Origin of the sequence: Cellulosimicrobium arenosum (assembly GCF_014837295.1) — a bacterium.
Taxonomy (GTDB): Bacteria; Actinomycetota; Actinomycetes; order Actinomycetales; family Cellulomonadaceae; genus Cellulosimicrobium; species Cellulosimicrobium arenosum.
On sequence record NZ_JACYHB010000011.1, the window covers coordinates 92698 to 105537 of the forward strand.

Sequence of the window (12840 nt, forward strand, 5' to 3'; positions counted from 1 at the left end):
CCTGCGGGGACCCGGCCACTCGTGCTTCGTCGCCCGGACCACGACTCGTGGAGACGGCGCTGGGCGACATGCTTTCGGCACGGTCAGCGGGACGAACGGAACCGACCCGTGCCCGGCCCCGTCCCGAAACTTCCGCCCGACCGACGGCGCACGTCAGAGCCGTTTTCCGCCCTCACCTGCGATCCCGCCCGACGTGGTCGAAATGAGACCGAAAAGCATTGCGGCTTTTCGGTTGTGGTGATTCACTGACTGCGGTCGGCGATCTCGCTGATGAGAGAGACGGTCGTGGACGCAGTGGTCACACGTAGCCAGGGGGCGCACTCCTGACGGAGCTGCGCAGCTGTTCAGGTTCCCGATGGAGAGGACTTGGTGATGTCGGGAAGAACGTTGAGAAAGGTCGTCGCAACGGCGACGACGAGCGCGTTGGCGCTCACCGGACTGGCACTCGCACCGATGTCGGCGCAGGCGGACGTCCTGCCGGGGCACGAGGACGACGTCGGGGTGTACACGAACGGCGAGACCGACTCGATGGACATCGGTGACCCGACCTACGGGAGCGTCGCCGCGACCGCGGCGGCGCTCGAGCCCGGTGTCCCGTGGACCGCCGGGTCGATGAACGGGTCGATCTTCGAGAAGGACCTCGCGGCCGGCGGGACGGACTACTACCTCGACCGCGTGCTCGGGGTCAGCGGGACGTCGCAGAACAACGTCCTCCAGACGCGCGGCAGGTCCCTGTACATGCGGGGCGGCAGCAACTGGGGCGTCATGGGCTTCGCGGGCTCGACGTTCGCGGGCGGGCCGAACAACCTGGGCAACCTCTACACGGTGACGGTGCCGGGGCAGACGGTGACCGAGGTCGGCGCGCAGCGCTTCAACGCCCCGAGCCACGCGAAGGCGCGGTACACGATCGGGTCGACCGGGGTCACGGCCGACCTCAAGAAGCTCATCACGTACGACAACATCGCCGTCACGGCGCTGACGTTCACCAACCCCGGTGGCTCCGACGCGACGTTCACCGTCCGGGCCGCCTCGCCGCTCGCCACCACGTCGACCGACGCCGACGACGAGCTGACCGGCACCAGGACCCTGACGAGCGGATCGAACAACGGTCTCGTCGACACGCCGTGGTCGACCGTGACGGTCGGCCTCAAGGCGGACGGGTTCGAGCGTGCGGGCACGAACCTCGACCGGGAGATCACCGTCCCCGCGGGTGGTTCGGTCGACCTGTCCGTCGTCGGCTCGCTGTACAGCGACACGATGCCGCAGTCCCGGGAGAGCTTCGAGGACTACGCGGCCATGGACCCGGCCGACGCGTTCCGTACGGGCGTGACGGCGTTCAACCGGCAGTGGGCGCAGGACATCCCGTTCATCGACGTGCCGAGCGCGCCGATCGAGAAGGCGATCGTCTACCGCTGGTGGGGCGAGCGCTACAACAGCCTGGACACCAACGAGCCGGGCTACGTCTACCAGTACCCGACGACGGTCGAGGGCTCGAACCTCTACCAGAACTCGATCGCGCTCACGCAGCCGATGCACCTGCAGGACACGAAGTGGATGCGGACCCCGTACCTCGGCTACGGGCAGATCCTCAACATCGGTGAGCTCTCCGGGTCGTCGGCATTCCTCGACAGCCCGGGTCACACGAGCTGGAACAACCACTACTCGCAGTACCTCGGCACCGCGGGGCTCGAGGCGTACAACGTGCACGGCGGCGGCGCCGACCTGGCCGAGCGCTTCGGCTACTACTTCGAGTCCGACGGCGTCGGCCAGCTCGAGCACTACGACGGCAACGACGACAAGCTCATCGCGTACGACACCAACTACATGCCGGGCAACGACGCCGACGCCATCAGCTTCGGCTACCCGAAGGTGAACGCGGGAGCGCCCGGTGCGCGGACGATCGAGCGTCCGGAGTCGGCGTACGTGTGGGGCGACTTCGACGCCGCGCGCCAGCTCTACGAGATGGCCGGCGCGGACGCCGGCAAGGTCGAGGAGATGGGTACCACCGCCGACGAGATCCAGGGCGCGATCCTCGACCGGCTGTGGAGCGACGAGATGGGCATGTTCCTCGCCGGGACGTCGCACGGTGCGACGTCGGGCGGGGCCCAGAACCCCCTGTCCGCCGCCGAGCGCGACCTCATCCCGGCGAAGGAGTCCAACCTCTACGACATCTACGCCGAGAACCTCATCCCCGTGGAGGACGCCGACCAGTACGCGGAGGGCTTCCGGTTCCTGCGCTACGGCGACAACTTCCCGATCTTCCCGTTCTACACGGCCAACCAGTACGACCGCGCCAAGTTCGGGATCGGGGGGTCGAACAACTTCTCCAACATCAACTTCACGGTCCAGTACCGCGCCGTGCGGGCTGCGCTGCGGCACTACGACCCCGACCACACGTACATCACGCCCGAGTACGCCGCGAAGCTGCTCGACTGGATGGCGTGGAGCGTCTACCCGGGCGGCGACACGCGGGCCCCGAACCAGGCCGAGTACTACTCGAACTGGAACGAGAGCGCGCAGACGTTCAACCGCAACAACCCGAACCACGTGATGCTCGGCAACATGAACTACATCTACGTCGAGGACATGGGCGGCATCCAGCCGCGCTCGGACGACAAGGTCGAGCTCTGGCCGATCGACCTCGGCTACGACCACTTCATGGTCAACAACCTGCGCTACCACGGCCACGACCTCACGATCGTGTGGGACGAGGACGGTTCGCACTACGGTCTCGGCGAGGGCTACAGCCTGTTCGTCGACGGCGAGCGCAAGGCCACGGCCGACGCGCTGGGCCGGTTCGTCTACGACCCGGCGGCCAACGAGGTCGTCGAGTCCGACGACGGGCTGGACGTCACCGTCGTCGCCGACGAGGGTGCCGACCTGCCGACCGCGGTGGGCACGCCCATCGAGGACGAGCGCGTGGTCTCCTACCTCAAGACGGCGGGCATCGACCTGACCGAGGACGCGACGAACCTCGCGGCCGGGGCCGAGCTCTCGTCGTCGGACATGCAGGACGGACCGCGCCCGACGCCGTGGCGCCAGTTCCACACCCCGGGCTGGAGCACGGGGTCGATGAACTACACGCCCGGCGCGATCAGCGAGACCGAGCGTCCGGTGTCCCTCGACGCGGTGACCGACGGCAACACCGTCAACGAGCCGTACTGGGGCAACTACGGGACCGAGGGCGACACCGGGTACGTCGAGCTCGACCTCGGCGAGGAGACGACGGTCGACAACGTCAAGGTGTGGTTCGTCAGCGACCGGCAGGCCGGTGGCTACCACGAGCCGATGAAGTACTCGATCCAGGTTCCCGACGGCGACGGCGGCTGGGCCACCGTGCCGGACACGTTCAAGGCGCCGAAGATCCCGGCGGCCAAGTTCAACGAGGCCCTGTTCGACGCCGTGACGACGGACCGCGTGCGGGTCGCCTTCACGAATACGCCGTCGTACTGGACGGCGATCTCGGAGATCCAGGTGTTCGACTCCGGGCGCGACGTGCCCGAGGTCGTCAACGACGCACCGACGGTCACCGTGTCCGCCGACCGGTCCAAGGACGGCAACCTCTCGACGACCCTCGTCGGTACGGTCACCGACGACGGCATCCCGGAGGACGGCGAGCTCACCTACGGGTGGTCGGTCGTCTCCGCACCGGAGGGCGGCAACGTCATCTTCGGTGACGCCGACGCCCTGACCACCACGGTCACGGGGACCGTGGCGGGGGAGTACGTCTTCCGGCTCACGGCCGACGACGGCGAGCTCACGACCGAGCGCGACGTCGAGGTCGAGCTCACCGAGAAGGCGACGTCCGCCGAGTTCGGCGCCTCCGCGACGATCACGACGAGCGGTTCGGCGTCGTGGGAGAACGCGCAGCGCGTCAACGAGTCGACCACCCCGGCGAGCTCTGCCCCGGGGACCGGTCAGGGCTGGGGCACGTGGGGCCAGCCCAACAACGGGACGAGCGCCCAGAACGCCGCGTGGATCCAGTACGCCTGGGACTCCTCGGTGCTGGTCGCCTCCACCGACCTCTACTGGTACGACGACAACGGCGGGACGCGCATGCCGCGCGCGGACACGTACACGGTCGAGTACTCGCAGGACGGCACCGACTGGACGCCCGTGACGCTCACGGACGACTCGACGTACGCGGGCGCGCTCCAGCGCAACGCGTACAACCACCTCGAGTTCGAGCCGGTCGAGGCCAGCTACCTGCGGGTCCGGATCACGGGCGTGCAGGGCAGCGGCGCCGGGACCGGCGTCCTGCGGTGGCGCGTCAACGGCGACACGGTGGACTCGGTCGCGAGCCCCGTGATCATGCGGACGGTCACCGGGGTCGTGCCGACGCTCCCGACGTCCCTGGACGTCGTCTACTCGAGCGGTGGTCGCGGCACGGTCGACTTCACGTGGCAGCCGATCACCCCCGAGATGGTGGCCCAGGCCAACGTGGACCCGTTCACGGTGTACGGGACGAACTCGACCTACGGGCTGATCGTCGAGGCGCAGATCTACGTGCGTCCCGAGGACTCGCAGGGCGGCATCTCGATCCAGGGCGCCGAGCAGTTCGAGCAGACCGTCGAGGTCGGTGAGCAGCCCTGGCTGCCGACCACCGTCGAGGTGTCGTACAACGACGGCTCGCGCGACAACCAGGCGATCGGCGTCGAGTGGGACTACGACGAGTCGGTGGTCGAGACCGCGGGCGTGTACGTCATCCGTGGTGACCTGGTCCTGCCGGACTACGTGAGCTCGTCGGGCACGACGACGACGACGCTCACGCTCACGGTGGGCGACGGCGTCCCGGCCGGTCCCGAGGTGTCGGCGACCGCGCAGACGCGGTGCCTCGCGGGGAAGGTCTACGTCGCCGTCCGCGCCACGAACGACGACGACGGACCCGTGGCGATCACGCTCGACACGCCGTTCGGCTCCAAGGAGTTCGCGGACGTGCAGCCCGGCAAGAACGCGTACCAGTCGTTCGCCGTCCGGGCCACGTCGGTCGACGCCGGTGAGGTGACCGTCGTCGCGACGGACGCCGACGGCTCGACCACCGTCACGCAGGAGTTCGACGCCGCGTCCTGCGGCTGACCTGCACGACGGCGGTGCCGCAGCAGCGGCGGTGACGCGTCCGATCCCCGGGCCTCGTGCCCGGGGGCGTCACCGCCGCTCGTCGGCCGCCCGCGCCGCCGCACCCCGGCGGTTCCGACATCCCCGCGCCGCCGAGCGCGGACCACGACCAGGAGACGCAGATGTGCAACCCCCGCAGGAGAGCGGCCCTCGCCGGCACGCTGGCCTCGACGCTCGCGCTCGGCGCGTTCGTCGTGACGGCCGCACCGGCGTCCGCGGCCGACTCGTCCACGTTCACGAGCACGCAGAACCCGATCCTCGACGACGGCAGCTACTACTCCGCCGACCCGGCGCCGCTCGTCGTCCCGGCCGGTGCGCCCGGCAACGAGACCGACGGCGACCAGCTGTACATCTACACGGGCCACGACGAGGCGGGCCCGACGCGAAACGACTTCGTCATGAACGAGTGGGGCGCGTTCTCGACGTCCGACGTCGACGCCGGCGAGTGGACGCACTACCCGTCGCTCATGCGGCCCGAGGAGGTCTTCGACTGGGCGACCCCCGGCCGCGCGTACGCGGGGCAGGTCGTGCAGGGCCTGGACGACCGCTACTACTGGTACGTCCCGGTGGCGGAGGCCGAGACGACGGCGTCCGACGCGTTCGGCATCGGCATCGCGGTCGCGGACTCGCCGACCGGCCCGTGGACCGACTACGTCGGGGCACCGATCATCTCGCAGCGCGTCCCGACGCCGAACACGATCCACAACATCGACCCGACGATCCTGATCGACGGTGAGGGCGAGGACGCCCGCGTCTACGTGTGGTGGGGCAGCTTCGGCAACCTGCGCATGCTCGAGCTCGAGCAGGACATGAGGACGCCGGTCGGGACGGTCCGGACGGTCACCGGGCTGACGGGGTACTTCGAGGCCCCGTGGGCGTTCGAGCGCAACGGGACGTACTACATGGCGTACGCCGGCAACAACGCCGGTCCGACGTCGCAGTGCACGCCGGCGAACTACCACGCGTGCATCGCGTACGCGACGGCGACCTCGCCCCAGGGCCCGTGGACGTACCGCGGGACGGTCCTCGCGCCGGTCTCGTCCACGACGAGCCACCCGGGCATCCTCGAGTTCGACGGCGAGTGGTGGATCGCCTACCACACGGCCGACGCCGAGGGTGGGAACCACTTCCGCCGCTCGGTCGCGATCGACCGCGTGAAGTGGGACGACACCCAGACCCCGCCGCGCATGGAGCGGGTCGTGACGACGCCGGCCACGACCCAGGACGTGACCCCGCGCGCGAACGTCGCGCAGGAGGCGACGGTCACCGTCTCGAACGAGCCGGTGCCCACGCAGTACTGGAAGAAGGCGCTCAACGACGAGCTCGTGCGCCCCAACCCGCTGCCCCCGGACATGTGGGGCACGTGGACGGGCAGCAACCCGCCGCAGCAGTGGGTCCAGTACACGTGGGACCAGCCGATGCGCCTGACCGGCTCGCAGATCGAGTTCTGGAACGACCAACCTCAGGGCACCGGTGTCGGCGTCGCGGCGCCCGCGTCGTGGCGCATCCAGTACTGGGACGCGTCCGACGGCGGCGCCTGGGTCGACGTGGCGAACCCCAGCGCGTACGGGACGGGCACGAGCGGCTACCAGGACACGACGTTCGACGCCGTCACGACCACCCAGGTCCGTGCCGTCTTCGACGCGTCGACCAACGGCAGCACGTACTCGGCCGTCGCGGTCGAGGAGTGGAAGGTCCTCGCGGCCCAGCCCGACGCCGTCGAGCCGCCCGAGGTGACCGTCGAGGTCGGTGAGACCGACCTGCCCGGCACGGTCGAGGTGACCTACCCCGGCGGCGAGACCCTGCAGGTCCCGGCGTTCTGGGACGAGGTCGCCGCCGCCGACGTCGCCGCGCCCGGCTCGTTCGCCGTCGAGGGGTCCGTGCTCGGGTACGCGGGAGGCCGCGTGTCCGCGGACGTCACGGTTCTCGCCGCCGAGGCGGCGCCCGGCGACGAGACCGCGCCGACCGTCGCGCTGACCGCGCTCGGCAGCGCGGGCAGCGACGGCTGGTTCCGCTCCGACGTGCGGGTGCGCGTCGACGGGACCGACGACTCGGGCGGCCGCGTGGTCCTGGCCACGGCGGTCGACGACGGCGAGCCGGTCACGACCGAGCACGTCCGCACGACCGAGGTCGCGGTCACGGGCGACGGCGAGCACACGGTGGTCGCGACCGCGACCGACCGTGCGGGCAACGTCTCCGGCGAGGAGTCGCTCGACGTCCGGATCGACCGGGTCGCACCGGTGAGCACCGGCACGCTCGATCCCGACGCCCGGACCGTGGCCGTGGCCGCGACGGACGCCACGTCCGGCGTCGTGCGCGTCGAGTACGCGATCGGCACGGGGGAGTGGGCGACGTACGACGGCCCGGTCGCAGCCCCCGACACGAACCAGCACCGCGTGTCGTTCCGCGCGGTCGACGCGGCCGGGAACGTCGAGACGCCGAAGAGCGTGACCATCCCCGCCGACGTGTCGGGGCCGCTCACGGGCAACGTCGCACCGATCGCCACGGTGAGCGCGTCCTACACGGCGGGCTGGAACAGCCTCGGGGCGCTCAACGACGGCGCGGACCCGACGAACCCGAGCCAGGCGCAGATCTGGGGCACGTGGTCGGGCAGCCGTCCGGCGAGCCTGTGGACCCGCTACGACTGGTCGCGGCCGATCCGGCTGACGGGCGCCGAGCTCAAGTTCTGGCGGGACTCGAACCAGGGCACCGGGGACGGCGTCGCCGCGCCGGACTCGTGGGTCCTGGAGTACTGGGACGACGAGGCCGAGACGTGGCAGCCGGTCACGAACCCGTCCGCGTACGGCACGAGCACCACGGCGTTCAACACCGTGACGTTCGACCCGGTCACCACCTCCCGCCTGCGCGCGACGTTCGCGGCGAACGGAAACGGCACGACGTACTCGGCCGTCGCGGTCACCGAGTGGCGCGTGGTCGCGGACGACCCGGGCACCGTGGACCCCGGTCCGGAGCTGGACCTGACCACGACCGTGCAGGCCCGGTGCCTCGCGGGCAGGGCGTACGTCGCGGTGCGGGCGACGAACACCTCGAACGGTGCTGCGGAGGTGCCCGTCGACGTGACCCTGTCCACGCCGTACGGCGAGAAGTCGTTCGCCGCCGTCGCCCCGGGCAAGAACGCCTACCAGTCCTTCGCGGTGCGAGCCCCGTCCGTGCCGGCCGGGTCGGTCACGGTGACCGGCACGGCGACGGTCGACGGCGAGGAGGTGACCGTGGACCGCGACGTCCAGCACGACGCGGTCGACTGCGCGTGACGAGGACCCGAACACCGCTCGACGACGAGTGCCAAGGAGCAACACACATGCCTGACTCGACCTACTCACGACGCTCTCTGCTGCGCCTGGGCGCGATGGCAGCCGGCGCGACCGCCGGTGCCGTCGCGCTCGCGGGCAGCGGCAGCGCCCTCGCGGCGCCGTCCGCGCCCGTCCCGGCGTCCGTGCCGTCCGGACCACCGGTGAGCCGCGGCTTCCTGCGGTCCCTGGACCGCTCGCTCACGCTCGACGGCTGGACCGCCGAACCGTTCTCGATGTCCGACGTGACCCTCGCGGAGAGCGTCGCGACCCGCTCGCAGGACCAGATGCTGCACCTGGCCCGCGTCTACCCGGTCGACCGCATCCTCGCGGTGTTCCGGCGCAACGCGGGCCTGGACACCAAGGGTGCGAACGCGCCGGGCGGCTGGGAGGGCTTCGGCCACGCGAACGAGCAGCCGTGGGGCCCGGACGACTACCCGGGGCGTGCGAACACCCAGACGGCGAACCTGCTGCGCGGGCACTACGGCGGCCACTTCCTGTCGAGCGTCTCGCTCGCGTACGCGAGCACCGGCGAGACGGTGTTCCAGGACAAGGTGAACCAGATCGTCGAGGGTCTCGGCGAGGTCCAGGCCGCGCTCGCCGCGATGGACCGGTTCAGCCACCCGGGCTTCCTCGCGGCGTACGGTGAGTGGCAGTTCAGCCAGCTCGAGCAGTACGCGCCCTACGGCGAGATCTGGGCGCCGTACTACACGTGCCACAAGATCATGGCCGGTCTGCTCGAGGCGTACCGTCTCGCGGGCTCGGACCAGGCGCTCGAGATCGCGACGTCCATGGCCGAGTGGGTCCACGGGCGCCTGTCCGTGCTGCCCCAGGCTCAGCTCGACCGCATGTGGGGCATCTACATCGCGGGCGAGTACGGCGGCATGAACGAGGTGCTCGCGGACATCACGTCGATCACGGGCGACGACAAGCACATCGAGACGGCGAAGCTGTTCGACCTCAACACGCTCGTGGACGCGTGCGCCGCGGGGACGGACACCCTCAACGGCAAGCACGCGAACCAGCACATCCCGCAGTTCCCGGGCTACCTCAAGGTGCACGACCTCACGGGCGAGCAGCGGTACCTCGACGCCGTCGAGGGCTTCTGGGGGATGGTCGTCCCGGGCCGGACGTACGCGCACGGCGGGCACGGCGAGGGCGAGCTGTTCGGCCCGCCGAACACCGTCGCGGGCGACATCGGGCAGCGCAACGCGGAGACGTGCGGCACGTACAACATGCTCAAGCTCTCGCGGCTGCTGTTCTTCCACACGCTCGACCCGAAGTACATGGAGTTCTACGAGCGCGGCGTGCTCAACCACATCGTGGGGTCGAAGAAGAACACGCAGTCCAGCACGTCTCCCGACGTGACGTACATGTACGGGGTGAACCCTGGTACACGTCGCGAGTACGGCAACACGGGGACCTGCTGCGGCGGGACCGGGCTCGAGAACCACGTCAAGTACCGGGACTCCATCTACTTCCGCACGGTCGAGGGCGACGCGGTGTACGTCAACCTCTACCTGGCGTCGACCCTCGAGTGGGCGGACAAGGGCTTCGAGATCGTCCAGCAGACGGAGTACCCCAAGGCAGGGTCGACCCGGCTCACCGTCAACGGCTCCGGCCGGCTCGACCTGCGGCTGCGCGTGCCCGGCTGGGTGCGCAAGGGCTTCACCGTCGCGGTCAACGGCACCGAGCAGGAGCTCGACGCCGTGCCCGGCAGGTATGTGAGCGTGTCCCGCTCGTGGTCGCCGGGCGACGTGGTCGACGTGACGATGCCGCTGAGCATCCGCGCGGTGCCGACGGTCGACAACCCCGCGATCCAGAGCATCGAGAACGGCCCGACCGTCCTGCTCGCCCGCAGCGCGTCGCGCGAGTACCTCAAGCTCTCCCTGTACTCTCACCTGGGCCTGGACGGGACGCTCGACGGCGCGTTCACGGACCTGGGTGACGGGTACTTCCGACTGGGGAGCCTGACGTTCGAGCCCGCGTGGTCGGGCGACGACACCCAGTACTCGATGTACATCGAGCGCTCCGAGCCGCGCGTGGTCTTCGCGGGCCGGGACAGCGGCGTCGCGAACGCGGTGCGGCCCAACGGCACGTCGTTCCTCGACGTGGTCTGGGGCGACGGCGGGTTCGGCGACCGTGCCGCGTTCCTGTCGAAGGTGCAGCGCACGGTCGAGCAGTTCACCGCCGACGGCCTGCTGAGCCGTCGCGACGGTCAGAGGATCCTGATCACGGCAGGGAAGGCGAGGCTCGCATGAGCGCACGGAACTCGGACCGGACGGTCCTCATCCCCCTCGACACCGCGGAGGGACGCACCGGGACCGGTGCCCGACGCCGCGGCGTCGTCGCCGGGGTCACCGCCCTCGCGCTCGCCGTCGCGGGCGCGGGTGCGGGTGCGCTCGCGTGGTCCGCGTCGGGGTCCGCTCCCGACGCGGTGACGGCGGCGGCCGAGGCCGAGTCCTCGAACGTCGCCCTGATCGGAACGCCGGAGGCGAGCTACACGGCCTCCTGGAACAGGATCGACGCGGTGAACGACGGCGCGGGCGTCAGCTCGGGCGGTGGGCACGACGCGGTCTGGGCCACGTGGAGCGGCGACCGCCCGGCGACGCAGTGGCTCGAGTACTCGTGGCCGGCGCCGGTCACGGTGGACCGTTCGGTCATCCGGTTCTGGTCCGACGGCACCGACGCGAACGGCGACAACGTCCGCGTCCCCGCGTCCTGGACCATCCAGTACTGGGACGCGGACGCCGAGGCCTTCGTCGACCTGCCGGACCCGAGCGGGTACCCGACCGAGCGCCTCGAGCTCAACGAGACGACGTTCGAGCCCGTGACCACCACGCGGCTCCGGGCGACGTTCGACGCCCTGCAGGGCTCGGAGTCGACGAGCTACTCGGGTGTCGGCGTGTCCGAGTGGGAGGTGTGGGGGACCGGCGGCGTCGAGGAGCCCGACCCGGTCGACCCGAACGGCCCGATCGACTACTCGCCCGTGCACATCCCGACGGACGTGGGCGTGCTGCCCGACCTCCCGGCGGACATCGACGCGATCTTCACCGACGGTCGCGTCGAGACCGTCGAGGTCGACTGGGACGACGTCACCGCGGACGACGTGGCCGAGGCCGGGTCGTTCGACGTCGCGGGCACGTCGCCCGACCTGGTCGAGCCCGTCGGCGCCACGGTGCACGTCCGCGACGGCGAGCCCGGCGAGATCGCGGCCGTGGACTACGTGAGCGTCGTGACGCTCGCGGGCGTCGCCCCCGTGCTGCCCGGGACCGTGGTCGCGGAGTACGAGGACGGCTCGATGGACAGCCGTATCCCGGTGACCTGGGACGACGTCGACCCGGCGGACTACGCCGAGCCCGACGGCCTGTTCTTCGTCGCGGGTGACGTCGAGGGGACCGACATCGACGCCGAGGCCACGGTCTTCGTCGTCGAGCCGGACGACGGCCCCGACACCACGGCGCCGACCGTCACGGTCTCCGCCGAGCCCGGCCCCGCGACGTCGGGCTGGTACGTCCAGCACCCGACGGTCACGGTCACCGCGATCGACAACCGGGACAACGCACCCGCGGTCGAGGTGTCCGTCGACGACGGGGAGTGGGCCGCGTACGACGGCCCGTTCGCGATCGCCGAGGACGGCGAGCACACGGTGAGCGTGCGCGCGACGGACGCGGACGGCAACGTCGGCGAGGGCTCGCGCGACCTGCGGGTCGACGCGACCGCGCCGGTCACGACCGCGACCGTGCGGGACCTGGGGACGAGCGTGGAGATCACGCTCGAGTCCACCGACGCGGGGTCCGGCGTGGACAAGATCCAGTGGGAGGGACCCGGGACGTTCTGGGGCACCTACACGGAACCGTTCACGCGCGCCCTGACCGACGAGGAGCAGGTCATCGAGTTCGCCGCGACCGACGCGGCGGGCAACGAGGAGGAGCGGCAGCAGGTCGTCCTCCCGGCGCTCGGCGGTGGCGACCCGGAGCTCGACCTCGCGGTCGAGGTGTCGCCGCGGTGCCTGGCTGGCAAGGCGTACGTCGCGGTCCGCGCCACGAACGGCGAGGACGTGCCGGTCGACGTGACCCTCTCGACGCCGCTCGGGGAGAAGTCGTTCGACGGTGTCGCGCCGGGCAAGAACGCCTACCAGTCGTTCGCGGCGCGGGCGACGTCCGTCCCGGCGGGCTCGGTGACGGTGACGGGGGTCGCGACGGTCGACGGTGGCGAGGTGACGTCGAGCACGGACGTCGCGTTCGACACCCTCGACTGCTCCTGACGCCGAGGTAGTACCGCAGTCCGCGAGGTAGTACCGGGGTCATCCACCCCGGTACTACCTCGCGGAGCCCTGGTACTACCTCGCGGACCGCGGTACTACCTCGTGGCTCGTCCGACAGGTCACGAGCCTCTTCAGCAGCTGTCTCTCGAC

Annotated in this window: 4 protein-coding genes; all 4 read left to right on the plus strand. The window is 70.7% G+C overall.

What is annotated here, in order from left to right; translation table 11 throughout:
- Positions 1-372: 372 nt before the first annotated feature.
- Complete coding sequence (locus IF651_RS13265; protein ID WP_241744439.1) at positions 373-5076, plus strand: galactose-binding domain-containing protein; 4704 nt, start codon at positions 373-375, stop codon at positions 5074-5076.
- Between the two features lie 161 nt (positions 5077-5237).
- Positions 5238-8387: a family 43 glycosylhydrolase gene (locus IF651_RS13270; protein ID WP_191829598.1), complete on the plus strand. Its 3150-nt coding sequence runs from the start codon at positions 5238-5240 to the stop codon at positions 8385-8387.
- Between the two features lie 47 nt (positions 8388-8434).
- Positions 8435-10684: a glycoside hydrolase family 127 protein gene (locus tag IF651_RS13275; RefSeq protein ID WP_191829599.1), complete on the plus strand. Its 2250-nt coding sequence runs from the start codon at positions 8435-8437 to the stop codon at positions 10682-10684.
- On the plus strand, positions 10681-12690 hold the full coding sequence (locus IF651_RS13280) for an Ig-like domain-containing protein (RefSeq protein WP_191829600.1): 2010 nt from the start codon (positions 10681-10683) through the stop codon (positions 12688-12690). The genes IF651_RS13275 and IF651_RS13280 overlap by 4 nt, the downstream gene beginning before the upstream one ends.
- Positions 12691-12840: the final 150 nt, after the last annotated feature.

Coding starts and splice junctions, on each gene's coding strand:
- IF651_RS13265 (WP_241744439.1), top strand. CDS start 373: ATGTCGGGAAGAACGTTGAGAAAGGTCGTCGCAACGGCGACGACGAGC.
- IF651_RS13270 (WP_191829598.1), top strand. CDS start 5,238: ATGTGCAACCCCCGCAGGAGAGCGGCCCTCGCCGGCACGCTGGCCTCG.
- IF651_RS13275 (WP_191829599.1), top strand. CDS start 8,435: ATGCCTGACTCGACCTACTCACGACGCTCTCTGCTGCGCCTGGGCGCG.
- IF651_RS13280 (WP_191829600.1), top strand. CDS start 10,681: ATGAGCGCACGGAACTCGGACCGGACGGTCCTCATCCCCCTCGACACC.